This is a genomic window from Mesorhizobium sp. f-mel, from assembly GCF_053850215.1.
Genome location: NZ_JBSPTO010000002.1, coordinates 235,393 through 259,264 on the forward strand (window position 1 = coordinate 235,393; position 23,872 = coordinate 259,264).

Annotated in this window: 28 protein-coding genes and 1 tRNA gene; 17 read left to right on the top strand and 12 right to left on the bottom strand. The window is 63.5% G+C overall.

Annotation, left to right across the window (positions count from 1 at the left end; all coding sequences use genetic code 11):
• Position 1 precedes the first annotated feature (1 nt).
• The 7 genes from cbiE to cobT are packed head-to-tail and all read left to right on the top strand — an operon-like array spanning position 2 to position 6,387.
• Positions 2–1,243 (top strand): precorrin-6y C5,15-methyltransferase (decarboxylating) subunit CbiE, encoded by a 1,242-nt coding sequence (gene cbiE, locus ACWUKX_RS05175; protein WP_456004531.1) that lies wholly within the window; start codon positions 2–4, stop codon positions 1,241–1,243.
• On the top strand, positions 1,240–1,626 hold the full coding sequence (locus ACWUKX_RS05180; RefSeq protein ID WP_065012359.1) for a cobalamin biosynthesis protein: 387 nt from the start codon (positions 1,240–1,242) through the stop codon (positions 1,624–1,626). The genes cbiE and ACWUKX_RS05180 overlap by 4 nt, the downstream gene beginning before the upstream one ends.
• On the top strand, positions 1,623–2,387 hold the full coding sequence (gene cobM / locus ACWUKX_RS05185; protein WP_456004533.1) for a precorrin-4 C(11)-methyltransferase: 765 nt from the start codon (positions 1,623–1,625) through the stop codon (positions 2,385–2,387). The genes ACWUKX_RS05180 and cobM overlap by 4 nt, the downstream gene beginning before the upstream one ends.
• Complete coding sequence (cobA, locus tag ACWUKX_RS05190) at positions 2,384–3,202, top strand: uroporphyrinogen-III C-methyltransferase (protein ID WP_456004536.1); 819 nt, start codon at positions 2,384–2,386, stop codon at positions 3,200–3,202. Before cobM ends, cobA begins: the two co-directional genes overlap by 4 nt.
• Positions 3,199–4,569: a cobyrinate a,c-diamide synthase gene (locus ACWUKX_RS05195; protein WP_456004539.1), complete on the top strand. Its 1,371-nt coding sequence runs from the start codon at positions 3,199–3,201 to the stop codon at positions 4,567–4,569. Before cobA ends, ACWUKX_RS05195 begins: the two co-directional genes overlap by 4 nt.
• Positions 4,570–4,572: 3 nt before the next feature.
• On the top strand, positions 4,573–5,352 hold the full coding sequence (locus tag ACWUKX_RS05200) for an adenosylcobinamide-GDP ribazoletransferase (protein WP_456004542.1): 780 nt from the start codon (positions 4,573–4,575) through the stop codon (positions 5,350–5,352).
• Between the two features lie 24 nt (positions 5,353–5,376).
• A complete protein-coding gene (cobT, locus tag ACWUKX_RS05205; protein ID WP_456004545.1) occupies positions 5,377–6,387 on the top strand; it encodes a nicotinate-nucleotide--dimethylbenzimidazole phosphoribosyltransferase in 1,011 nt (336 codons plus the stop codon).
• A 118-nt stretch (positions 6,388–6,505) separates the two neighbouring features.
• On the opposite strand, the gene ACWUKX_RS05210 is transcribed toward cobT, so the two are convergent.
• Positions 6,506–6,581, bottom strand: a tRNA-Lys gene (locus tag ACWUKX_RS05210).
• A gap of 104 nt (positions 6,582–6,685) precedes the next feature.
• A complete protein-coding gene (locus ACWUKX_RS05215) occupies positions 6,686–7,597 on the bottom strand; it encodes a PhzF family phenazine biosynthesis protein (RefSeq protein ID WP_455841385.1) in 912 nt (303 codons plus the stop codon).
• A 112-nt stretch (positions 7,598–7,709) separates the two neighbouring features.
• On the opposite strand from ACWUKX_RS05215, the gene ACWUKX_RS05220 reads away from it, so the two are divergent.
• From ACWUKX_RS05220 to ACWUKX_RS05235, 4 genes are all read left to right on the top strand, one after another.
• Positions 7,710–9,002, top strand: coding sequence for an efflux RND transporter periplasmic adaptor subunit (locus ACWUKX_RS05220; protein WP_456004547.1), 1,293 nt, complete (start codon positions 7,710–7,712; stop codon positions 9,000–9,002).
• A 4-nt stretch (positions 9,003–9,006) separates the two neighbouring features.
• Positions 9,007–9,711 (top strand): ABC transporter ATP-binding protein, encoded by a 705-nt coding sequence (locus ACWUKX_RS05225; RefSeq protein WP_455841387.1) that lies wholly within the window; start codon positions 9,007–9,009, stop codon positions 9,709–9,711.
• A gap of 2 nt (positions 9,712–9,713) precedes the next feature.
• A complete protein-coding gene (locus ACWUKX_RS05230; protein ID WP_456004550.1) occupies positions 9,714–10,931 on the top strand; it encodes an ABC transporter permease in 1,218 nt (405 codons plus the stop codon).
• A 123-nt stretch (positions 10,932–11,054) separates the two neighbouring features.
• Complete coding sequence (locus ACWUKX_RS05235; RefSeq protein ID WP_456004553.1) at positions 11,055–11,297, top strand: hypothetical protein; 243 nt, start codon at positions 11,055–11,057, stop codon at positions 11,295–11,297.
• Positions 11,298–11,382: 85 nt separating this feature from the next.
• Here the strand turns inward: ACWUKX_RS05235 and ACWUKX_RS05240 are convergent, their stop codons facing one another.
• Both ACWUKX_RS05240 and ACWUKX_RS05245 read right to left on the bottom strand, forming a co-directional pair.
• The gene (locus ACWUKX_RS05240; protein ID WP_456004556.1) at positions 11,383–12,099 is read right to left on the bottom strand and encodes a hypothetical protein; all 717 of its coding nucleotides are present in this window, start codon (positions 12,097–12,099) and stop codon (positions 11,383–11,385) included.
• A gap of 11 nt (positions 12,100–12,110) precedes the next feature.
• Complete coding sequence (locus tag ACWUKX_RS05245) at positions 12,111–13,223, bottom strand: endonuclease/exonuclease/phosphatase family protein (protein WP_456004559.1); 1,113 nt, start codon at positions 13,221–13,223, stop codon at positions 12,111–12,113.
• A gap of 166 nt (positions 13,224–13,389) precedes the next feature.
• Here ACWUKX_RS05245 and ACWUKX_RS05250 point away from each other — a divergent pair, with 166 nt between their 5' ends.
• Complete coding sequence (locus ACWUKX_RS05250; protein ID WP_456004562.1) at positions 13,390–13,965, top strand: BA14K family protein; 576 nt, start codon at positions 13,390–13,392, stop codon at positions 13,963–13,965.
• Positions 13,966–14,148: 183 nt separating this feature from the next.
• Positions 14,149–14,433, top strand: coding sequence for a PilZ domain-containing protein (locus tag ACWUKX_RS05255; protein WP_456004564.1), 285 nt, complete (start codon positions 14,149–14,151; stop codon positions 14,431–14,433).
• Positions 14,434–14,611: 178 nt separating this feature from the next.
• Here the strand turns inward: ACWUKX_RS05255 and ilvC are convergent, their stop codons facing one another.
• Both ilvC and ACWUKX_RS05265 read right to left on the bottom strand, forming a co-directional pair.
• Positions 14,612–15,631, bottom strand: coding sequence for a ketol-acid reductoisomerase (gene ilvC, locus ACWUKX_RS05260; protein ID WP_456004567.1), 1,020 nt, complete (start codon positions 15,629–15,631; stop codon positions 14,612–14,614).
• Between the two features lie 24 nt (positions 15,632–15,655).
• The gene (locus ACWUKX_RS05265) at positions 15,656–16,342 is read right to left on the bottom strand and encodes a TetR/AcrR family transcriptional regulator (RefSeq protein WP_456004900.1); all 687 of its coding nucleotides are present in this window, start codon (positions 16,340–16,342) and stop codon (positions 15,656–15,658) included.
• 128 nt (positions 16,343–16,470) lie between these two features.
• Here ACWUKX_RS05265 and ACWUKX_RS05270 point away from each other — a divergent pair, with 128 nt between their 5' ends.
• The gene (locus tag ACWUKX_RS05270; RefSeq protein ID WP_456004569.1) at positions 16,471–16,899 is read left to right on the top strand and encodes a DUF1772 domain-containing protein; all 429 of its coding nucleotides are present in this window, start codon (positions 16,471–16,473) and stop codon (positions 16,897–16,899) included.
• Between the two features lie 37 nt (positions 16,900–16,936).
• Here ACWUKX_RS05270 and ACWUKX_RS05275 read toward each other — a convergent pair whose 3' ends face one another.
• Positions 16,937–17,395: a MarR family winged helix-turn-helix transcriptional regulator gene (locus ACWUKX_RS05275; RefSeq protein WP_456004571.1), complete on the bottom strand. Its 459-nt coding sequence runs from the start codon at positions 17,393–17,395 to the stop codon at positions 16,937–16,939.
• Between the two features lie 100 nt (positions 17,396–17,495).
• On the opposite strand from ACWUKX_RS05275, the gene ACWUKX_RS05280 reads away from it, so the two are divergent.
• Positions 17,496–18,257, top strand: a complete 762-nt coding sequence (locus ACWUKX_RS05280) for a glutathione S-transferase family protein (RefSeq protein ID WP_456004574.1) — start codon at positions 17,496–17,498, stop codon at positions 18,255–18,257.
• Here the strand turns inward: ACWUKX_RS05280 and ACWUKX_RS05285 are convergent.
• The 3 genes from ACWUKX_RS05285 to ACWUKX_RS05295 all read right to left on the bottom strand — a co-directional run bounded on the left by ACWUKX_RS05285 (position 18,220) and on the right by ACWUKX_RS05295 (position 19,387).
• Complete coding sequence (locus tag ACWUKX_RS05285; protein WP_456004919.1) at positions 18,220–18,429, bottom strand: hypothetical protein; 210 nt, start codon at positions 18,427–18,429, stop codon at positions 18,220–18,222. The genes ACWUKX_RS05280 and ACWUKX_RS05285 overlap by 38 nt on opposite strands.
• Positions 18,408–18,881, bottom strand: coding sequence for an FAD-dependent oxidoreductase (locus ACWUKX_RS05290; protein ID WP_456004576.1), 474 nt, complete (start codon positions 18,879–18,881; stop codon positions 18,408–18,410). Before ACWUKX_RS05290 ends, ACWUKX_RS05285 begins: the two co-directional genes overlap by 22 nt.
• 95 nt (positions 18,882–18,976) lie before the next feature.
• Positions 18,977–19,387 carry a winged helix-turn-helix transcriptional regulator gene (locus ACWUKX_RS05295; protein WP_456004579.1) on the bottom strand — a complete coding sequence of 137 codons (411 nt, stop codon included), beginning with the start codon at positions 19,385–19,387 and terminating at the stop codon, positions 18,977–18,979.
• A 136-nt stretch (positions 19,388–19,523) separates the two neighbouring features.
• Here ACWUKX_RS05295 and ACWUKX_RS05300 point away from each other — a divergent pair, with 136 nt between their 5' ends.
• Positions 19,524–20,414, top strand: coding sequence for an SDR family oxidoreductase (locus ACWUKX_RS05300; RefSeq protein ID WP_456004582.1), 891 nt, complete (start codon positions 19,524–19,526; stop codon positions 20,412–20,414).
• Positions 20,415–20,571: 157 nt separating this feature from the next.
• Here ACWUKX_RS05300 and ACWUKX_RS05305 read toward each other — a convergent pair whose 3' ends face one another.
• On the bottom strand, positions 20,572–22,485 hold the full coding sequence (locus ACWUKX_RS05305; protein WP_456004585.1) for a potassium transporter Kup: 1,914 nt from the start codon (positions 22,483–22,485) through the stop codon (positions 20,572–20,574).
• A 103-nt stretch (positions 22,486–22,588) separates the two neighbouring features.
• Positions 22,589–23,329: a pyridoxine 5'-phosphate synthase gene (locus ACWUKX_RS05310; protein ID WP_456004587.1), complete on the bottom strand. Its 741-nt coding sequence runs from the start codon at positions 23,327–23,329 to the stop codon at positions 22,589–22,591.
• 112 nt (positions 23,330–23,441) lie between these two features.
• On the opposite strand from ACWUKX_RS05310, the gene ACWUKX_RS05315 reads away from it, so the two are divergent.
• Entirely contained in the window at positions 23,442–23,864 is a 423-nt protein-coding gene (locus ACWUKX_RS05315) for an STAS/SEC14 domain-containing protein (protein WP_455847360.1), read from the top strand.
• Positions 23,865–23,872: the final 8 nt, after the last annotated feature.

Here is a 23,872-nt window from a genome sequence, read left to right on the forward strand (position 1 = left end):
CATGCCTGCTGACGGTCCGCGCGGCGCCAAGCTCAACTCAAGATGGCTAACAATCGTCGGCATCGGCGAGGACGGTGTAGCGGGTCTCGGCGAAGAGGCCAAGCGGTTGATCGCCGAGGCCGAATTCGTCTTCGGCGGCACGCGCCACCTTGCCCTTGTCGCATCGCTCACCAAAGGCGAAGCACGCGCCTGGCCGACCCCTTTCGATGCAGAAATGGGCGACGTGCTGGCACTTGCGGGTAAAAAGGTCTGTGTGCTGGCCTCCGGCGATCCGTTCTTCCATGGTGTCGGCGTCACCCTTGCTCGCAAGATTCCTTCGCAAGAGATGCAGGTGATTCCCGCCCCTTCGGCCACATCGCTGGCCGCCGCCCGCCTCGGCTGGGCGCTGCAGGATATCGAGACCATTTCGCTGCACGGCCGCTCGCTCGACCTGATCCGGCCACTGCTGCATCCGGGCACCCGCATCCTTGCGCTGACCTCGGACGGCGATGCACCAGCCGCGATTGCGCGCCTGCTGACCGAACTCGACTTCGGCGCGTCGCGTCTAACGATTCTGGAGGCACTGGGCGGCCCGAACGAAAGGCTGCGTTCGACGCGTGCGGACGCCTTCGACCTCGAAAAGATCAATCCGCTCAACGTGCTGGCAATCGAAGTTGGATCGACTTCAGAAGGACGCATCCTGCCGCTGACGTCAGGCCTTGGCGATCATTTGTTCGAGCATGACGGCCAGATCACCAAGCGCGAGGTGCGCGCCATCACCCTGTCCGCCCTCGCCCCCAGGCGCGGCGAATTGCTGTGGGACATCGGCGCCGGCTCGGGTTCGATCGGCATCGAATGGATGCTCGCCCATCCCTCCATGCGCGCCATTGCCATCGAGGCCGATCCAACCCGCGCCGCCCGCATCCGCCGCAACGCTTCACACTGTGGCGTGCCCGGCCTTGTCGTGGTCGAAGGCTCCGCCCCGAAGGCGCTTGCCAGGCTAGGCACGCCCGACGCGATCTTCATCGGCGGCGGCGGCAGCGATACCGGCGTGCTGGGCGCGGCGATCAAGGCCCTGCGTGTTGGCGGCCGGCTGGTCGCCAACGCGGTGACGCTGGAGATGGAGGCGCTGCTTCTCGCCCGTCACGCCGCGGTCGGCGGCGATCTCACCCACATCTCTATCTCCCGTGCTTCACCGGTTGGTTCGATGCAGGCATGGCGGCCGGCTATGCCGGTCACCCAATGGAGCTGGGTCAAGCCATGATGATCGCGGGCATCGGCAGCCGCAAAGGCGTGAGTGTGCAAGACGTTCTTGCGGCCATAGAAACCGCGCTGGAAGCGCATGGGCTGGCGATGACGGCGCTTTCGGCGCTCGCCACCGCTTCTCTGAAGCAGGACGAGCAGGCAATCTTCTCCGCGGGGCGCGAGCTCGCCCTACCGGTGACCATTGTCGAGGACGATGCGCTCAGGGCCGCGTCTTCGCGCGCAATCAGCCGCTCGAGCCTGTCGCAGGAACATGCCGGCACGCCGTCGGTTTCCGAAGCCTCCGCGCTTGCCGCCGCCGGGAAAGGCGCAAAACTGCTTGGGTCCCGCATCGTGCTCGGCCCGGTCACCTGTGCCATCGCCATCAGCGGAGACGCGGTATGACCGTCCACTTCATCGGCGCCGGACCGGGCGCGGCCGACCTCATTACGTTGCGCGGCAGCCGGCTGCTGGCAAGCTGCCCGGTCTGCCTCTATGCCGGCTCGATCGTCGCCCCGGAACTGTTGCAGCACTGCGCGCCCGGCACGAAATTGATCGACACCGCGCCAATGTCGCTCGACGAGATCGAAGCGGAATATGTGGCGGCCCACCAGGCCGGCCACGATGTCTCCCGCCTGCATTCCGGCGACCTGTCAGTGTGGAGCGCCGTTGCCGAGCAGATCCGCCGGCTGGAGAAGCACGGCATCGCCTATACGCTGACGCCGGGCGTGCCGTCATTCGCGGCCGCTGCGGCAGCGCTGCGCCGCGAACTGACCATTCCCGAAATCGCACAAAGCCTGGTGCTGACCCGCATCTCCGGTCGTGCCTCGAAAATGCCGCCCGGCGAAACCCTGGCCGGCTTCGGCCGCACCGGCGCGACGCTGGCCATTCACCTTGCCATCCACGCCATCGACCGTGTCGTCGCCGAGCTGACGCCATTCTATGGCGCCGATTGCCCGGTGGCGGTTGTCTTCCGCGCCTCCTGGCCGGACGAGCGACTGCTGACCGGCACGCTGGCGACGATCGCGGCGCAATTGGCCGCCGATCCGATGGAGCGCACGGCGATCATCTTCGTCGGCCGCTCACTGGCAGCGGAAGGTTTTGGCGAGAGTTCACTTTACGACGCCCACTACCAGCGGCGCTTTCGCGGACGGGACGGATCGTGAACGACAGCACCGGAAACAGACATCGAAACGCCTCAGTCGAACAGGCTTTGGCCCGGCTGAACTTCAAACCGCGCCAGCTGGAGCCGGGCCATGTCTGGCTGGCCGGCGCCGGCCCCGGCGATCCCGGCTGCCTGACGCTGGAAGCGCTGGCCGCGCTTGGGCAGTGCGACGCCCTCGTCTACGACGCGCTGGTATCTCCCGATGTCGTGGCAGTGGCGGCGAGTGCCGAGCTGTTCTATGCCGGCAAGCGCGGCCGCCAACCGTCGATGAAGCAGGAAGACATCACCGCCTTGCTTGTGCGGCTGGCGCGAGAAGGCCGCCGCGTCGTCAGGCTGAAAGGCGGCGACCCCTATGTTTTTGGCCGCGGCGGCGAAGAGGCGCTGGCGCTGGCGCGCGAAAACATCCCGTTCCGCATCCTGTCCGGCCTGACTTCAGGTCTCAGCGCGCTGGCTGGAGCCGGCATCCCGGCCACCATGCGCGGCATCAATAAGGCGGTGATCCTGGCCACCGGCCACGCTGCCGGCACCGATGACGATCTCGACTGGGCGGCAATTGCCCGGACCGGCCAACCGGTCATTGTCTATATGGGAATGGCCAATCTGCCGCTGATATCAGCCTCGCTGCTCGAGGGCGGCCTGCCGCCTTCCACGCCTGCTGCAGTGATCGTCGCCGCGACGACGCCGCAGGAGCGCATCGTCGTCGCCACGCTCGCCACCATCGCCGAGGAGGCGGCCGCCGCCGGGTTGACCTCGCCGGCGCTGATCGTCGTCGGCGGCATCGTCGCAATGCGTGCGGCATTGGCGGGCGAGCCATGACCCGCGCGATCATCATCGGCGCGCCGCGCTCAGGCTCGGGCAAGACCAGCGTCACCATCGGCATCTTGCGCGCGCTCGCCCGGCGCGGTGTGAAAGTGCGTGGCGCCAAATCCGGGCCGGACTATATCGACCCCGGCTTCCACACCGCCGCGACAGGCCTTTCCGGCGTCAATCTCGACAGTTGGGCAATGCCGCCCGCCTTGCTCAACGCGCTAGCCGGTGACGCAACTGAAGATGCCGATTTCATCTTCCTCGAAAGCGCGATGGGCTTGTTCGACGGGATCCCCGCTGCTCCAGGCCGCACCGGCTCGGCCGCAGATCTTGCCCGGCTTTACGGCCTGCCGGTGCTGCTGGTCCTCGACGTTTCCGGGCAGTCGGCCACGGCGGCGGCCGTCGCCAAGGGTTTTGCTACATATGATCCCGATGTGCGCATGGCCGGCGTCGTGCTCAACCGGTTGGGCAGCGAGCGTCACCGCCGGCTTTGCAGCGACGCGATCGAGGCGATCGGCCTGCCTGTTGTCGGCGCGATCCTGCGAGATCCATCGCTTAACCTGCCGGAGCGCCATCTCGGCCTCGTCCAGGCCGGCGAATATGAGGATTTGATGGCCCATCTCGACCGGCTGGCCGACATGGTCGAAAGATCGCTCGACCTCGAGGCTATCATGGCGCTGGCGGCGCCAATTGCGCCCGCACCGGGCAACTTCAGCGGCGCGCTGTCGCCACCCGGCCAGCGCATCGCACTGGCCGAGGACGCCGCCTTCACCTTCCTCTATCCGCATGTCGCGACGCATTGGCGCAAGGCCGGGGCGGAAATCGTCCCCTTCTCGCCGCTCGCGGACGAAGCGCCCAGCGTCAATTGCGATGTCTGCTGGCTGCCCGGCGGCTATCCCGAGCTTCATGCCGGCCGCCTTGCGGCGGCTGTGAATTTCAGGGCCGGCATTGAGGCGTTTTCGGCAACGCGGCCGGTGCATGGCGAGTGCGGCGGCTTCATGGTGCTCGGCGAAGCGCTCGAGGACGCATCGGGAGAGACGCACGGGATGCTCGGCCTGCTCGGCCACTCGACCAGCTTTGCCAAGCGAAAGATGAATCTCGGCTACCGCGAGGCGCGGCTGCGCGCCGATTGTCCACTGGGACCCCAGGGCACGCTGATCCGTGGCCACGAATTCCACTATGCGCAGATGATTGCGACCGGCAATGACGAGCCGCTGGCCGACCTCGCTGACGGCCAAGGCAATCCGCTCGGCGCCTCCGGTTACCGCCGCGGCCATGTCAGCGGCACTTTCTTCCACGCCATTGCGAGAGGCGAGAGCATGATCCCGAACGGAGGGTCTGCGTCAGCGAAAAGCGGGAACCGGTTTTCGGAATAGATCATGCTCAAACTCAAGGACATGCCCCCTTCGCTTCGCCAAGCGCTCGATGACATCGCGCTCTGCGTCCTCTTCTTCTCCCGGCTGCCGCTGCCGGTCGTCGATTTCCGGGACCGCGGCCTTGCTGCCGCGATCTGGGCAGCGCCGGTCGCCGGCCTCGCGGTCGCTCTGATTGGCGCCTTGGTTTACGCGATCGGGACCTGGCTCGGCCTTGCATCTGGCCCGGCAGCAGCACTGACCCTGGCCGCAACCTTGCTCGCCACCGGCTGCATGCATGAAGACGGACTTTCGGATGTCGCCGACGGTTTTGGCGGCGGCAAGACACGCGAGAAAAAACTGGAGATCATGCGCGACAGCCGCATCGGCACCTATGGCGCTTGTGCGCTCGGCCTCTCGCTGCTGATCCGCTGGAGCGTGCTTTCGGAATTCGCCAGCCCGGTGCAAGTTCTCGTCGCTCTCATCGCTGCGCATGCCGCTTCGCGCGGCCTGCTCGGCGCTTTCATGCGTCTGTTGCCGCCGGCTCGCAGCGACGGTCTCTCGGCCGATGCAGGCACCGTGTCGGCCGAAACCGCCATTGCCGGCGCCGTGCTCGGCGCCGTGGCGGTGCTAACGCTAGGGTTCGGTGGCGCGGTCGCCGCGCTCATCCTGCTCGGCCTGTTGTTTGCCGCCTTCCGTATGCTGTGCCTCAACCAGATCGGCGGCCAGACCGGCGATACGGTCGGCGCGCTGCAGCAGTTTGGCGAGATCGCAATACTGCTCGTCGCTTCCGTTTGCCTTTCCTGACTCTGTTTCGGAGACTTTGCCCCCATGTCTTTCAAATCGCTTGATGAATTACGCGCGGCCTGCCTCGACCTGCCTGCCGGCAGCGACGCCGCGGCAAATGCTGTCGCCCGCCGCCAGGACACGTTGACCAAGCCGCAAGGCAGTCTCGGCCGGCTGGAAACCATAGCGGCCTGGCTTGCGCGCTGGCAGGGCCGCGACATGCCGAAGCTCGGCCGCGTCAAAGTCTTCGTCTTTGCCGGCAATCACGGCGTCACCGCACAGGGCGTGTCCGCCTTCCCGTCGGAGGTCACCGTGCAGATGGTGGCGAATTTCGCCGGCGGCGGTGCCGCCATCAACCAGATCGCCCGCATCGCCGGTGCCGAACTCGACGTCATTCCGCTCGATCTCGATCATCCGACCGGCGATTTCACGCAAGTGCCGGCAATGGACGACGAAGCCTTCCTCGCCGCCGTTTCGGCCGGCTACGGCGCGGTGACGAAAGACCTCGACCTGGTCTGTTTCGGCGAAATGGGCATCGGCAACACCACGCCGGCGGCAGCCATTTCGGCCGCCCTGCTCGGCGGCGGCGCGGAAAAATGGACCGGGCGCGGCACCGGCGTCGACGATGCCGGCCTGGTGCGCAAGATCACCGCCATCGAGGCCGGCCTCAAGCGCCACGCCGAGGCGCTTGCCGACCCGCTGAAGATCGCAGCAGCCCTTGGCGGACGCGAACTCGCCGCCATCTTTGGCTCTACGCTGGCCGCACGCCATTTAGGCGTACCTGTGCTGCTCGACGGCTTCGTCTGCACCGCCGCCGCCGCACCGCTGGCAAAATTGCACCCCACCGGCCTCGCCCACACGCTTGCCGCCCATATCTCTGCCGAATCCGGCCATCGCCGGCTGCTCGAGGCGCTCGGCCTGCCGCCGCTGCTCGATCTCGGCATGCGGCTCGGCGAAGGCTCCGGCGCATGCCTCGCCGTCAACATTGTCCGTTCGGCGCTCGAATGTCATGCCCGCATGGCAAGCTTCGCCGAGGCTGGGGTGTCGGAGAAGTAAATGCTCGCAAACTCATGAGAGGCGACACGGCTCGATACAGGGGCGTGAAACTGAGATTTTCAGTCTCACATTCTCGCCCCGTTCTCGGGGTCTTATCCACCAAAGTCTTTGAAATCTTTGGTGGGTGCGACAGGGATCGAACCTGTGACCCGCTGATTAAGAGTCAGCTGCTCTACCAACTGAGCTACGCACCCACTCGCCGGTAAAACCAGCGTCGGCGGGCATATAGCCGCCGCCATCCGGCATGTCCAGCCCTGCCCGATTCATTTCCCGACAAATCGGCTTGAGTTACTCGCGATCAGACAAACAATCGGCCTTCCGCTACTTTGACGGCATGGCCACCGATGCGGGCGGCGGCCAGCCTGCCGCCTTCGACATTCAGTTCGAGGCGAATGCGCGAAGGCCGGCCCATCTCAAGCCCTTGCTCGATCCACAGTCGCGAGACCCCGTCTCGCGGGCCGTCGAAATGCATGATAGCGCCAGCGAAGGCGGCCGCCGCCGAACCGGTCGCCGGATCTTCATAAGAGGGACTGCCCGGCACGATCATGCGGACATGGAAGGCGCTGTCGTGGTTCACCGTCTCGCGGCAGTAGACATACGGGCTGGCGAAGGCCCAATCGCTCTTGCGGGGTGCTAATTCCGACCACGCCTGGTTATCCAGCCTTATCCGGGCGGCGGCCTCCAGATCGGCGACCGGAACGGTCACATAGGGCACGCCGGCCGACCAGAACGAGACGCGGTGATTCTCGAAGCCGATTTCGTGCGGACCCAGCCCAAGTGCGGCGCCGATCGCCACCGGGTCGGCGGACAATTCCAGTTGTTCCGGCAGCTTGGCCAGGTCGAACTCGGCAAAGATGGTGCCATCATGCTTGCTGACGGCGCAGCGCACCGGGCCGATATTCTCCTCCAGGACGAAGATGCCGGCGGTGTCGCCATCGCCAGCTATTTCGGCAAGCGCGATCGCGGAACCGACAGTCGGATGGCCAGCGAACGGCATCTCATAATCGGGCGTGAAGATGCGGATGCGGGCGCGGTGCTTGGGATTGTCAGGCGGCAGCACGAAAACGGTTTCCGACAGGTTGAACTCGCGTGCGATGGCCTGCATCGCGGTCGTGTCCAGCCCCTTGCTGTCAAGCACGACGGCCAGCGGATTGCCGGCCAGCCGCTCGGTCGTGAACACGTCGTACAATAAGTAGTTCCGGGTCAGCATTGTAGAAAGCCTTCTGCCTCAATCCCAACATGGGCGAAATTTAATTTGATATTTGAACCATTCGGCCTGATCTGTGCACTGATGGGATTACCACTGTTCATAGGGGTCCGGCGTGGACCAGATTGTCAATCTGCCAAAGACGGAATCCACTTCCGACATAGAGACGGCCCTCGGGCTTGACCACCTGGGTCTGAAGAAGAAACGCCATCGCGGCTGGCTTTATGGCCTGCTTGTGCTGGTCGTCATCGCCGCAAGCCTCGCCGGCTACCAATGGTACGCCGCGTCTCCCGCCAGGATCGACTATACCACGGCGCCGGCCGCTGTCGCCGATCTCACGGTCGAGGTATCGGCGACCGGCACGCTGCAGCCCCTCACTCAGGTCGACATTTCGAGCGAACTGTCCGGCGTCGTCCGCTCGGTCGCGGTCAACGAGAACCAGCAGGTGAAGAAGGGCGATGTGCTGGCTGCGCTCGATACGGCCAAGCTGGAGGTGCAGATCGAGCGCGCCGAGGCTTCCGCCAAGGCGGCGGCCGCCAATGTCGAGACCGCCACCGTAACCCTCACCGAAAATGAAAGGGCGCTTGTGCGCGCGGCGGCACTCACCAAGCGCGGCATGGCGACGGACCAGTCGCTTGAAGCGGCGACCGCGACGCGCGACCGCTCCAAGGCAGCGCTCGACAGCGCCAAAGCCAGTCTTGCCATCGCCAATGCCGATCTCAAGGCGCAGCAGACGGACTTCGCCAAGAGCACCATCTATGCGCCCATCGACGGCATCGTTCTGACGCGCTCGGTCGATCCCGGCCAGACGGTTGCCTCCTCGCTGCAGGCGCCGGTGTTGTTCGTCATCGCCGCCGATCTCAGAAATATGGAATTGAAGGCAGCGGTCGACGAGGCCGACATCGGCGCGGTCAAGCCCGGCCAGCATGCGCGCTTCACCGTCGACGCCTTTCCGGAACGGCGGTTCGATGCCGAGATCCGCGACATTTCCTATGCTTCGGTCACCACCGACGGCGTCGTCACCTACGATGCACGGTTCGAGGTCGACAACAACGAGCTTCTGTTGCGGCCTGGGATGACTGCCACCGTTTCGGTCGTCACCAAGCAGGCCAAGGGCGTGCTCACAGTGCCGGCGATCGCCTTTCGCTATCGGCCGGCGCAAACAGCCGCCCGCGCGTGGAGCCTGAGCGACCTGTTCACGGGCCGCATGGGCCGTCCAGGCGGCAACCGCCAGCGCCTGGCGACGTCGCAGCCTACCGACGGCTCGCGCACGCTCTACGTGCTGGAGAACGGCCGGCCTCGGCCGGTCAGCGTCAAGGTCGGCTCCACCGATGGCGAACTGACCGAGATCACCTCCGGCCTCGAAGAAGGCGCGCACGTCATCACCGCAGCGCAGCAGCGGAGCTGAAATCATGTCAGGCTCGCTGCTCATCACCTTCGACAAGGTCTGGAAAAGCTATGGCCAGGGCGAGGCCACGGTCCATGCGCTGGCTGGTGTGGACCTTGCTATCCGCAGCAGCGAATTCGTCGCCATCATGGGACCGTCCGGCTCCGGCAAGTCGACGGCAATGAACATCATAGGCTGCCTCGACACGCCGACGGCCGGAACCTACAGCTTCATGGGCATCGATGCTGGCCGTCTCGACCGCAACCGCCGCGCCATGCTGCGCAACCTCTATGTCGGCTTCGTCTTTCAGGGCTACAATCTCCTGCCGCGCACCACGGCGGTGGAGAATGTCGAATTGCCGCTGATCTATCGCGGCGTTGCCGCCCGCGAGCGTCATGACCTCGCAATGAAAGCGCTGGCCGAGGTCGGCCTTATCGGCCGCGAGCACCACACGCCGGCCGAGCTTTCCGGCGGCCAGCAGCAGCGCGTGGCGATCGCGCGCGCCATTGTCACCAGGCCGACCCTGCTCGTCGCCGACGAGCCGACCGGCAATCTCGACACCGCCCGCACCCACGAGATCATGGAACTCTTGACCAGGCTGAACACCGAGCTTGGCCTCACCATCGCCATGGTCACGCACGAGGCCGATGTCGCCGGTTATGCCGAGCGCACAATCCGCTTCCTCGACGGACATGTCGCATCCGACACCATGAACCTTGAGGTGGTGTAACCGTGATCTGGGAAACTGTCCGCCTCTCGCTGCTGTCGGTCCGCCGCAACGTGCTGCGCTCGTTCCTGACGCTGCTCGGCATCGTCATCGGCGTCGCCGCCGTCATCGCCATGCTCACCATCGGCTCGGGCACCACCGAAAAGGTACAGGCCGATATCTCCAAGCTCGGCAGCAATCTGCTTGTCGTCCGTTCCGGCCGCCCCGCCGGACCCGGCGGACCGGGAGGGCTCGACCAGGTGGTCCGTCCGCTTGCCCAAAAGGACCTTGCCGCGCTCGTCACCCATCTGAGCGGCGCCCGCGCCATTTCACCTGCCTCGCAAAAGCAGGTCCGCGTCATCTTCGGCACCGAGAGCCTGACATCGGGTGTCACCGGCACCGATAGCGCCTATCTCGATGCGCGCGACTGGAAGCTGGTTTCAGGCCGCCCGTTCAGCGATTCGGAGACCCGCTCGGGTACCGGCGTTTGCCTGATCGGCGAAACGGTGCGCCGGCAGTTTTTCGGCGCAGGCGACCCCGAAGGCGAGATCATTCGCGTCAATCGCACATCCTGCAAGATCATCGGCCTGCTCGAGCCGAAGGGCTATACCGGATTCGGCCAGGACCAGGACAATGTCGTATTGATGCCGCTCGCCGCCTATCAGCGCCGCATCGCCGGCAACCGCGACATCGACTCGATTTACGTCGCGGCAGATGACAGGACGCCGACGACCGAGCTGCTGCCGCGCGTCGAGGACATCTTACGCGACACACGCCGCATCACGCCCGACCGCGAAGACGATTTCTCGATACGCGACATGACCCAGATCGCCGACGCCATGGCGAGCGCCACCACGACGATGACTGGCATGCTGGGTGCGGTCGCCGGCGTCAGCCTGTTGGTCGGCGGCATCGGCATCATGAACATCATGCTGGTGTCGGTCACCGAGCGCACCCGCGAGATCGGCATCCGGCTGGCCATCGGCGCGCATGAAAAGCACATCCTCATCCAGTTCCTGGTCGAGGCGACCGTGCTGTCGCTGCTCGGCGGCATCATCGGCATCCTGATCGGCCTGGCGCTGGCCGGCCTCGCCTCGCTGACGCTGACCATCCCCTTCGCGCCAAGCCCGACGGTAATCCTGCTCGCCGTCGGTTTCTCGGCGCTGATCGGCATAGTGTTCGGTTTCTTCCCGGCGCTGCGTGGCGCGCGGCTCGATCCGATCGACGCGCTGAGGCATGAATAGCGCGGCGGAGCGCGCGCCGCCTTCAGATGTCCCCCAAAATTTTGACGCTGCCGTCGCCCTCCCCCTGTCGCGAAACAATCCGCGGTGATAGCAATCGCCTTGGGGATATGGGGGAATAGTGGGATGAGCAAGAAAGAGCGTGTGATTTTGGTGACGGTGATCGTCGAGGCCGCATTGGCGGGCCTTTGGTGGTACTTGGCCAGCTATGGCATGGCCAACCCCGATCGTGTCACCGCCGATTTCCAGCAGGTTGTCGGTCAGACGATGGGAACGGCGATGGGTGCGCTGCTGGGGATCGGCGTCATGCTGTTTTTCGTCGCCGCCCGCAACGACCGCAAAGCCATCGAAAACAAAATGCGTCGTTAGAGCGACGTGCGTCCACTTGGACGCACAAAGTACGCTCTAACACTTTGAATCTTTGCATGGTGCTTTCCGATTTCGGGCCGATGCGTCAGTCCTTGCCGGCAAAATGCCACTCGATCAGTGGCTTCATATGCGGCATCAGCCCGTCCGGCAGGTCATCGGCATTGCGGATGATAACAGGCCCGTCGATTTCCGGCTCTGCCTCGGCGGCGACAAAGGCACTGATGCGCTGCGCGACCTCGTCGGCGGATGCCGTCTCGCGATAGCGGCGAAAGATTACCGTGCCGGTTGCCGTCGACAGGGCATAGTAGCGCCTACCGCGTGTCGCGCCGGCAAGGTCAAGGCCGGTTTCTTCCCGCACCTCGCGGATCATGTTGAAGTCGACATCGACGAGGCCGTCGCGGAAATCGGTTGGCTCGAACGAGCCGGCGGCGAAGTAGACGCGGCCGGCATTGACCGTGTGCGACGCCATGCGGATCGCTACCAGCGCGTTGTCGCCGGCGACCAGCATGGCATGGGCATAGGCGTGCTCGGCCCCAGCCACCTGCCGGTTGCCGCGCCAAAGCATGAAGGTCGAATAGCGCACCGCATGGCAGCGGCCCACGAGGCTGTTATCGCGATAGCTGAGCGCCGAAAGCAGCACCACGGTGCCGTCGAACAACGCCGGATTGGCTGCGGTCTCGCGCCGCCAATTCTCGGCGATCGCTTGCGCATTATCGCGTTCGAACGGATGCGGGCCCGAGTCGAGCCTGACGTCGACGGCGTCGACCGGCAGGATGATGTTGCGCGGCAGGTCGAAGCTCAACGGAGCGATCCTCAGGCCATTTCAAGGGTGATCGCCACCGGACAATGATCCGACGCTTTCGGCCGATCCCAGCCGGCACGCGGAAAGCGGTCCACCTCCTGGCCCGCCGGAAAGATCGTGCGCCAGGGCTGGCCGTTGCGGATGATGTCGGGAACGGCCGTCGCGTTCTTGGCTGCCAGTGCCTTCGACAACAGGATGTAGTCGAGCTGGCACAGATGCCGCTCTTGCGGTCCGCGCGTATGGTATAAGGTCCAACGATCCATCTCCGGGCGCCGCTCGACCGCATTCTCGCAAAAGCCGCCGGCGGTGAGCACGTTGAGGCAGGACTGGCTTTCATCGATCACCTCGAAGCGGTAGCCGTCAAAGGCGTCGCCGGAGATCTTCACGCGCTGCCGATAATCGTTCATGTCGCCGCAGATCGCCCAGGACTTGTCGGCGGCGTGATCCCCACCGAAACGCTCCTCGATGATCCGGCGCACCGCTTGCGCCTCGGCCATGCGCAGCGGCATTGTCGCCTGGCGCCCGTCGAGACCGTTGCGGGGCGAACCCATCGACTTGAAGTGCACCAGATAGAGCGTCAGCGGCACGCCACCGACGGTCAAGTCGATCTCCAGGCAGTCGCGCCGGAAGATGCGCTGGTTGGCCTGATGCCCAAGCGCTGCCAGTTCCGGCGTGTGCAGGCCGAATTGTTCGAACGTGACATAGGCGTGGCTTGTCATGCGCACGAATTCGATCGGCTGACCCTGAGCGGTCTCGTTGCGCATCATCACGGCGACGTCGATGCCGCGCGAATCGTTGCCGGCGGTAGTGTATTTCTGGCGGTAGCCATGCCCGACCATCTTGAACAGATAACCGTATTCGAAAGCCTTCAGCGCCTCGATATTGTCGACCTCCTGCATGCAGATGATGTCGGCGCGGGTAGCCGCGATGGCCAATGCGGTCAGCTGGCGCGTATCGTCGGATTGCGCAATCGCCCGCGCCTGCTCCAGCATCTTGTATTCGGCCTCGCTCTGGATGTCGAAGAGCGCCAGCGTGCGATCTTCGTTGAGCTGGTTGCGGTATCCGGAAAAATCGAACCTGTTCATCAGGTTTTCGATATTGAAGGTGGCAAGGCGCAGCGACATGGCGGTGACCTTTGCCCACAAGCGCGCCCGAAAACAAGGGCCTGCCCTGCCCGTCATGGTTGACGAAACCTTTCCGTTCATCCTCCGTTCAGGCGCGAAGTTCCATGAATGACATTCTTCCTCGGGGTATTCCGGGCGTGGGGCCTGAAATTTCTTGGAGAGTGCAATGAAACCGCTCTTTTCTCTTTCTGTCAGATCCGGGCTGCTGGCGCTGGGTCTTCTGGCCGGCCTGACGGCTCCCTCGCTTGCCGGCCCAATTCCCAAACCTGTCCTTCCGGTGCCGGCCAACGCCGTCGCCCCCGACATTGTGCCGGTCCGCGAGAGTTGGGCCGGCGGCAACGACAGGCGGATGCAGAGCGAATGGCGCTGGCGCAATCGGCACGGCGCCCGGGAGTGGCGGGGCGGCGATCATCGGAGATGGCGCGGTCGCGACGAAGCCTGGAGATGGCGTGATCGCGACGATGGCTGGCGCTGGCGCCACCGTCGTCATCATCGCCGTCATTTCAACGATTCCGCGATCTTTTTCGGCCTCGGCCTCGGGCTGCCCGCCTACAACTATTATAGCGGGCCGAGCTACTATGAGCCGGGCTATTACCCGCCTCGGCGTCAGTATCGCACACAAAGGCTTTCCAGCGCCCATGTCCGCTGGTGCTACGACCGCTATCGGTCGTATCGCGACTGGGACAACACATTCCAGCCCTATGGCGGTCCGCGCCAGCAGTGCTGGTCGCCTTACAGCTGAACGGAGCGACTGATCAACTCGAAACGGCGCCGCGCCTCGCGGCGCCGTTTTTCATTTGGCCCACTTCTGCTGAAGCTCTTTCCGCCCTTCCTGAGCGATGATAACGCTATGTTTATCAGGCAGGCCTAATTATCTTTGCCGATAGCACCACATGCAATGCGACGATCGCCGGGGATTGGCGCGATGGCTGAAGACGAAAACAGGCGCAAACGCAGGCAGCGTGTCTTCAAGGGCGCGACGATCCTGACCGGCATGACCAATTCCGAGGTCACGTGCACGGTGCGCAACATGCATGACGGCGGCGCCGAACTGAAGGTCTCGATCGACGCACGCGTGCCCGACGAGTTTCTGCTCTATGTGCCGACCGACGGCATCGCCTACAAGGCAGTGGTCCGCTGGCGCCGCGAGGACCGCATCGGCATCATGTTCACCGGCACCGAGCCAAAGCCCCACTGGCACTACGGCTAAATCTTCTGCACGGGCCCCTTTAAGCAGTCGACGAAGTTAGGCGAGAGGAAAATCTCCTAGAATACCCCGACGAGCCCCGGCAAGTAAGATAGAGGCGGAGGCCCACAGGACCCAATGGCCTCGCACCCTGGGCCGGCGGATCGCTCCGCCGGCTCTTACGCAAAGATGAAATTGCGGATCAGTTCTTGGTCTTGTCGACCAACTTGTTTTTCGAAATCCACGGCATCATCGCGCGCAGCTTGGCGCCGACTTCCTCGATCTGGTGGCTGTCGTTGTTGCGGCGGATGCCCTTGAAGCGCGACATGCCGGCGCGGTATTCCTGCATCCATTCCGAGGTGAACTTGCCGGTCTGGATATCCTTCAGCACGCGCTTCATCTCGGCCTTGGTCTCGGCGGTGATGATGCGCGGGCCCGAAACATATTCGCCCCATTCGGCAGTGTTCGAGATCGAGTAGTTCATGTTGGCGATGCCGCCCTCATAGATCAGGTCGACGATCAGTTTGACCTCGTGCAGGCACTCGAAATAGGCCATTTCCGGCGCGTAGCCGGCTTCCACCAGCGTCTCGAAACCGGCCCGGATCAGCTCGACCAGACCGCCGCACAGCACCACCTGCTCGCCGAACAGGTCCGTCTCGCACTCCTCGCGGAAATTGGTCTCGATGATGCCCGAACGACCGCCGCCGACGCCGCAGGCATAGGACAGGGCGAGATCGAGCGCATTGCCCGAAGCGTCCTGGTTGACGGCGACCAGGCACGGCACGCCGCCGCCCTTCTGGTATTCGCCGCGCACCGTGTGGCCGGGCCCCTTCGGCGCGATCATGACGACGTCGACCGAGGCCTTCGGCTCGATCAGGCCGAAGTGCACGTTGAGGCCGTGGGCGAAGGCGATCGCCGCGCCGTCGCGGATGTTCGGCGCGATCTCGGATTTATAGATGTCGGCCTGCAACTCGTCGGGCGTCGCCATCATCATCAGGTCGGCCCATTTGGCGGCCTCCGCCACGCTCATCACCTTGAGCCCGTCTGCCTCGACCTTCTGGGCGGTCGCCGAGCCGGCCTTCAGGCCGATTGCGATATCCTTAACGCCGGAATCCTTGAGATTGAGCGCATGCGCCCTGCCCTGGCTGCCATAGCCGATGATGGCGACCTTCTTGCCCTTGATCAGGTTGAGATCGGCATCGCGATCGTAATAGACACGCATTTTTCTTTCCTTCCCGTTGTGAATTCAGAGGCCTTGCGGCCCGGTTTTTGCGCCGTAAAGAGCGAGAAACTGCTGCGTCGCCCGGACGGCATCGCCGCCGATCGCCGCATCAGTCAATTCCAGCCGGTCGCCGAGCAGCAGGCGGATCTGCACGTCACGGGCGACCAGCCCGAAAAAGGTACGGAATGCCGCTTCGGCATCCGAGAACTCGAGAAGCCCCGCCTGCCGACCGGCTTCCAGCACCGGCTTCAGGCGCCTGGCCAGCGCGAAGCGGCCGTTCTCCAGCACGATGGCACCAAGATTGTCCTTGCCGCCTTTGCGCCGGATTGGACCGGCACGGCCGACCGCCACCCGGTTGAGCGCGACCGAGGTGTCGCTCGAAATCACCTTCAACCAATCCGAGGCGAAGCGTTCTAGGCTCGCGGTCAGCGAGGCAAGGTCGAGCCCCTTGCGGTCGACCGGCACTACGCGCACCTTGGAAGCTTGCCATTGCACCGTTGCCGTCAAAAGCCCGTCGCGATCGCCGAACCATTTGTAGAGCGTTTCCTTGGAACAGCTCGCCCGCCGCGCCACGGCGGTCATGGTCAACTGATCGCCCTCCTCGACCAGCAGGCGAAGTGCGGCGTCGAGCACGGCTTTCTGCCGTGCCGTCAGCGCTTCGCCGGTGTCGATGTCGACGCTTGCCTGCAACAAACTGTCTTCCTGCTCCATGATGGTGGCAGCCTGCCAGTACCGTACGTTACGGTTCGGCATGTCTATGCCGTATTGTCGGACCCGGTGCAAGCCCTATCTCGCTTTTTGACGCCTTCCAGACTGGAACGGGGTAGCACGGAGGGAAGATGCTTGTCGGTCTGCTTGCATTGACCGTTACCGCCGCTTTCGCGGGCGCCGCCATCTATGTCAGCGTTGCCGAGCAGCCGGCGCGGCTTCGTCTCGATGACAGGGCACTGCTGCAGGAATGGCAGCCCTCCTACAAGCGCGGCGCCGCTATGCAGGCGTCGATCGCCATCGTCGCCTGTGTTCTTGGTGCCGTTGCCTGGTGGCAGACCGGCAATCTCGCCTATCTGGTCGGGGCGGTGCTGATCATCCTGCCCTGGCCATGGACGCTGATCGCAATGATGCCGACAAATCGACTGCTGGAGGCGATGGACGCGGACGGCACCAACCCGCAAGCCCGGGCGTTGATCGTCAAATGGGGCAATCTGCATCTGGTTCGCGTCGCGCTTGGCGTGCTGGCGGCACTGGCATTCCTGTGGGGAAGTGTCTGACGTCGCTGCAACGATTTTTCAGCGCCAAAAGGCCACATTACTCCAAGGCGGCTGGATGGCGCAGCCGCCCAAGCAGAGCCGACAAGGCGTCGAGATCATCATCTGAAAGCCTGGCGCCGACCAGTTCCGCGATCGATCGTCCGTAGACGGCCCACATGCGGCGGCGCATCTCGCGCCCCTTCCCGGTAATGCGGATAGTCTGTCCCCGCCCGTCATCGGCAACCCTGAGCTTCTCGACCAGCCCGTCCGCTTCGAGCCGCGCCAACAGCCGGGAGATGTTGTATTGCGCAAACAATGTGCGCTCGATCAGCTGGAATGGCCGCAAGCCGCCCTCGCCCACTTCGGCAAGCTCATGCAGCACGTCGTACCAGGCAAGCGGCGGTAAGCTGCTGTCCTTCAGCGCGTCTTCAGCTCTTTCCATCAGCTGGCGCGAAACGTGCATCAGGCGCGCCCAGGCTTTGATGGCAGCGGGCGAAGGACTGGTTTTCTCCGTCATGATTGCAGCATAGGCAATAGATGCAATTACATCAAGCTTGACGGTTAATGCGGATGCATCTATATAGATGCAGTTGCATCGATAATCGGAAGACACTGCCATGAAACATGAAATCTGCAAGATCGCCGACATCCCGGAGACGGGCAGCCTGGTGACCGACAAGCTCGTTCTCGTCAGCCATCACCTTTGTCCCTATGTGCAGCGCGCGGCCATCTCGCTCGCCGAAAAGGACGTGCCGTTCGAACGCCTCACCATCGATCTCGCCAACAAGCCGGCCTGGTTCAAGGCGATCTCGCCGCTCGGCAAGGTACCGCTGCTGCGCGTGCAGCAGAATGGCGAGGAAACCGCGATCTTCGAATCGGCGGTCATCCTCGAATTTCTTGAGGAAACGCTGGCCAACCCACTCCACCCTGCCGACCCGCTGGCCCGCGCCCGGCATCGCGCCTGGATCGAGTTCGGCTCGGCCATCCTCAACGCAATCGGTCGACTCTATTCCGCACCGACCGAGGCCGCCTTCCTTGCCGAAAGCCAAGGTCTGTCGGCAATGTTCGATCGTCTCGAAATAGAACTGGCGGCTGGCCGAACTGGGCCATGGTTTGCCGGCCAGCGCTTTTCACTGGTCGATGCTGTCTATGGACCAATCTTCCGCTATCTCGACGCGTTCGATCGGATCGACGATTTCCGCATCCTGAACGGAAAGTCGCTAGTCGAGGCCTGGCGGAAGCAATTGCGCGAACGCAAGTCGGTGAAGAACGCTGTCGCCCCGGATTATCCACAGCGCCTTCATGCATTCCTGCAAGCGAAGGGTTCGCATCTTTCGAAACTTATCCGCCGCAACGAGGCGGCCACCGCGCTTCCTTGATACCGATCCGCCTAAACGGATCGACCACGGTTCCAGCCACCATCGAGGCAAGGATGTTTGGCACTGGCGGGATTTTCGCCACTGACGCCACCAGCCTGTCGCGGACAAACGGCATCACGGTCGAATCCGACTGGTAGAACGGCGTCAGCATCAGCGACAGCGCCTGAAACACCCGCGGCCTATCCTTCGCCCGTTGCCGCAGATCAGCGTTGTCCGCTCGCCGGTTTCCAGCGTCTCGAGTTCGACGCCGGTTTCGATGGCGATCGCCTCGCGCCGGACGGCGCGGAAAAGCACGCCGAACAAGGCCGCCCGGTGCACCGCCAGCCTGAAACGGCCGCCGCGATGCGGATCATAGCGGACGTCGAGCACGGTGCGGCCGGTTTTCGCATCGGCGCCATGCAGGCGGTCGATGCGGGCGCCCAGCACCAGGATGTCGTCGAGCAGACCGAGATCGGCAAGCACCGTCAGCCCGGTCGGCTGCAGGATCAATCCGGACGCGACTGGCTTTGGCGCGTCGAAGCGCTCGAAGATGGTGACCCGGTGCCCGGCACGCTTAAGACAGAGTGCCGCGGCCAGTCCGGCCGGGCCGGCGCCGGCAATCGCGATGTCCAGAGAAATGCCCATTGCCCGCCGAATCTTCTCGCCCAAGTCGGACAATCCTTCAGCGGTATCCCCAAATCAAGCCGTCGCACTTGGCGTTGCCACTCCGGCATTGATGGTTAAGTCTCGGTAGCGTCGAATGCGGTCCGCGCGTCGCGCACAGCGCCATGATTGAGCTCGGCCCACTGGAGCAGCTGGTGCAGGGGTCCGAACATCGAGCGTCCGAGATCGGTCAGACTGTATTCGACGCTCGGCGGCTTGGTCGGGAACACCTCGCGATGGACGTAACCGTCGCGCTGCAAATCGTGCAGCGTCTGGGTGAGCATGCGCTGTGAAATGTCGGGTACCAGCCGCCGCAATTCGCCGAACCGGTACGGCTTTTCTGCTAGCGCCATCATCAGCAGCGAACTCCATTTGTTGCTGATGCCTTGGATCACATCGCGAACCGGACAGTCCGCAATGTTCCCCCCGCCGCTGCCCGCTTTGTAAATCTCGAGCTTCGATCTCAGACCGACGATTTTGCTGTCCATCGCTGGTTCCCTGCGCCTGCCTACCTCCCGCAAAACTGCCTTCTTTACGAGGGTCGGTCAATTCCTATTTTAGTGCTGGTCTCTTTTTGAGACTTATATAAGCACCCGCCGCTCCGGCGCAACGACAGGACTTCCCATGACCGAAACCCTTCTCGTCACCGGCGCCTCCGGCCAGCTCGGCCGCGGCGTCATCCATCATCTGCTGGACACGCTCAAGGTTCCGCCCGCACGGATCATCGCCGCCACCCGTAATCCGGAAAACCTCGCCGACCTCGCGACGCGCGGCGTTACCATCAGGCAAGCCGATTTCGATGACACGGCGTCGCTCGTCGAGGCATTCAAGGGCGCCGGCAGGGTCCTGATCATCTCGACCGGCGAGATCGACCTTGGGGGCAAGCGCCTCAAGCAGCACGAGAATGCAGTCGCAGCCGCCAGGGAGGCCGGCGTTTCGCATCTGCTCTACACCTCGATGCCCAATCCTGAGCCGGTATCGCCGGTGCTGTTTGCGGGCGATCACTACGGGACCGAGCAGGCGATCAAGGCGAGCGGCATCCCCTACACGATTTTCCGCAACGGCTGGTATCAGGAGAACCTGTTCATGTCGCTGCCGCATGCCATTGCTTCGGGGCAGTGGTACACATCGGCGGCCGACGGCCGCATCGCCCATGGCGCTCGCGACGACATGGCCGTGGCGATCGCCGCCGGTCTTGCCTCGGGCGATACCGAAAGCACCACATACACGCTGACGGGTCCGCAGGCCTACACGGTCGCCGAGATCGCGGCCCTCGTCACCGACGTCACCGGCAAGCCCATCGAGGTCGTTCAGCTTTCGGATGAAGCCTTGACCGAGGGTCTGACGGCCGCCGGCGTTCCCTCGGATTTTGCTCCCGTTGTCGTTTCCTTCGACACCAACACGCGCTCCGGCCGCATCGGCATGGTGACCGACGCGATCGAGACACTTTCAGGCAAAAAGCCGCAATCGCTGAAGCAATTTCTTGAAGCGAACAAGGCAGTGCTAGCCGGCTGAAGTCCGCCGTGGTCAGGGGCATGTCGAGATTCAGGTCAGGCCGAGTCGAGAATGGTGGGTTCCGAGAACCGGAACGGAGCGGGCATTTGGTCCGTGAGTACCGGAAGCGCAGGAACCCGCCGTTCGCAGGCCGGCCTCACCTGAATATCGGCATGCCCTAGATAGCCACCTGCGTTCCGATCTCAACCACACGTCCGGTCGGGATCTGAAAATACTCCGTCGCATCCGCTGCCGTGCGCGCCAGCCCGATGAACAGCTTGTCCTGCCACACCGGCATGCCGGAATTGGGTGACGCCTTGAGCGAGCGCCGCGACAGGAAGAAGGAGGTCGTCATGATGTCGAACTTCCAGCCCTGCTTGCGGCAGATCGCCAGCGCACGCGGGATGTTGGGCTGTTCCATGTAGCCGAAGGTCAGCGTCACCCGCATGAACAGCTCGTTGATCGTTTCCATCTTGACCCGCTCGCTGTCGGGCACCACGGGCTGCTGCGCCGTCACCACCGAGAGGATGACATTCTGTTCGTGCAGCACCTTGTAGTGCTTCAGGCTGTGCATCAGCGCCGTCGGCGCGCTGACCGGATCGCTGGTCAGGAACACGGCCGTGCCGGACACCAACTGCGGTTTCTTCTTCAACAAATTGGCGGCAAGGAAATCGAGCGGAATCTCGTTCCTGCGCGTCTTGTCGAACAGATAGCGACTGCCGCGTATCCAGGTCCCCATGATCAGCCCCATGATGCAGGCCACGGCGATTGAAACCCATCCGCCTTCCAAGAATTTCACGATATTCGCCAGGAAGAAGCCGGTGTCGATCGTGCCAAACAGCAGCGCCAGCACCGCAGCGAGCGCGGTCTGCCATTTCCATTGCCACCGCATCACCACGAACAGCAAAATTGTCGTCATCAGCATCTCGCCTGTCACCGAAATTCCATAGGCGGAAGCCAGCGAACTCGAACTGCCAAAGCCGACGACCAGCAGCATCACGCCGAGCGCGAGAATGAGGTTCACGCGTGGCATGTAAATCTGACCGAGCTGCATCTCGGAAGTGTGCTGAACTTCGATTCTGGGCAGAAGATTGAGCTGCACCGCTTGCCGGGTCAGCGAAAACGCCCCGGAGATGACGGCTTGACTGGCGATCACAGTCGCCGCCGTTGCGAGCCCGACCATCGGTATCAGTGCCCAATCCGGCAGCATCTGGAAGAACGGATTGTCGGGCAGCCCCCCGTGAGCAAGAACGAATGCGCCTTGCCCAAAATAGCTGAGCAGCAGGCAGGGAAAGACGATCCAGAACCAGGCCAGCACGATTGGACGGCGACCGAAGTGCCCGAGATCGACGTAAAGCGCTTCGGCACCGGTAACCGCCAGAAAAACCGCGCCGACGGTGAGAAACGCGCCCGCCTTGGCCTCGGCAAGGTAGACGACTGCATAGTAGGGATTGATTGCCAAAAGCACCGACGGATCGTCGCGGATGTGCACCAATCCAGCAATGCCGATCGCCAGAAACCAGAGCCCCGTCACCGGCCCGAAAACCGAGGCCACTCTGCCGGTCCCGAAGCGCTGCACGGCAAACAAGACGGCAAGGATCACCAATGTGATGGGAACCACGTATGGATCAAACGCCGGGGTCACAACGCTCAGCCCTTCCACCGCTGAAAGGACCGAAATGGCCGGCGTTATGATCGCGTCGCCGAAAAACAGCGCAGCTCCGCAGAGACCAATGGCAAGAATGATGCCGGAACCAGCCGGATAAGCTTTCCGCGCCAGCGCCATAAGCGACAGGGTACCGCCTTCACCCTTGTTATCCGCCCGAAGCACGAAGGCGACGTATTTGATTGTCACGATAATCGTCAGTGCCCAGACGATCAGCGACAGAATGCCCAGAACGGCACTGCGCGGATCGGTGCCGGACGAAGCATGCAGTGCTTCGCGAAGCGCATAGATCGGGCTGGTGCCGATATCGCCGTAGACCACGCCGAGAGCGCCCAGCATCAAAACCTTGGTGCTGTGCTTTTCGACCTCAGGATGGCTTGATTGTTCGACTGGTTCTGCCTCACTACCACTGTTGGTAAGGGCCATGGACGACACTCCGATAAGCGCGCGGTGCTCTACGCTTGCTGCAATGCAATATCAAGTGCCCCAACGTGATGGCTGCCATGTCCGCAAAGCGAGGCTTCCATCGCTACCACCCACAGGCCTTCAGAAATCTTTTGACCGTACCGGCCATGCCATACTCCAACGCATCGGCTGTCAACCCATGTCCGATCGACACTTCGGCCAGTGCCGGGATGCGCTTTGCCAATGCCGGCAGGTTGTTCACCACCAGATCGTGCCCGGCATTGACCTGAAGTCCGGCGGCAAGCGCGGCATCCGCGGTTTTCCCTAGTCTTTCCAGCTCCTTCGCCGCTTCTGCCGAATCGGAATGATAGCTGCCATATGGACCCGTGTAGAGCTCGATCCGGTCGGCGCCGGTGTCGCGCGCGGCCTTCATGCCTGCCGGATCCGGGTCGGAAAACAACGACACGCGAAAGCCTCCCTTTTTCAGGCGTTTGACGACCAGCGTCAGGAACGCCGCCTCGGCGGCAAAGTTCCAGCCATGGTCGGAGGTAGCCTGGGCAGGGTCGTCGGGCACCAGCGTCACCTGCTCCGGCTGGTGCTTTTCCACAAGCGCCAGGAAATCCTCGCTCGGATAGCCCTCGATGTTGAACTCCGCCTGAGGGAATTCGTCGTCGATCAGCGCCCTGATCTGCGGCAGGTCGGAATGCCTGGTGTGCCGCTCGTCGGGCCGCGGATGCACTGTCAGCCCATGCGCGCCCGCGGCAAGTGCGATGCGTCCGATCCCGGTGACGCTTGGCCACGGCAGATCGCGCCGGTTGCGCAGCATGGCGATGGCATTGAGATTGACGGAGAGTTTTGCAGGCATGGCTTCTGGGGTCCGGACGTATTTGCGGCCATCTATACCGCCTTTGGCGGGAACAGACAGGGGGTTTGCGGTGTTCCAGAGGAACGAATAATATCCAGCAAGAGGAAGGCCCGTGAATTATCTTGAAGCCGTGCCGGCGGTTCGCCGCATCGACACTGACCGCGACGACCTGTTCGCCATCGACGTCGTCGGCCATATCACGGCCGCCGACGCGGAGAATCTGTTCGGTTTGCTGGAGGCGGCTTACGCGCTGCACCCGAGAATCGACGTGCTGGTGCGTCTGGTCGATCATGACGGCGTCGACTGGGCCGATGTGTCGGACAGTACTATCGAACAGGGCACCGCCGATGCCGTGGCGCATATCGGCCGCTGTGCGGCAATCGGCGAGCCAAACTGGATACCGGGCGCACAAGGCATCTTGCCCGCCTCCGTGCCAATCGAATTCCGGCATTTCGAGGCCGAGGACGAAGCGGCCGCCTGGGAATGGCTGGGCGCCAAGCCGATTAGTGCGCCGGTGATGCCAGCAGGGTCATGATGGTGACG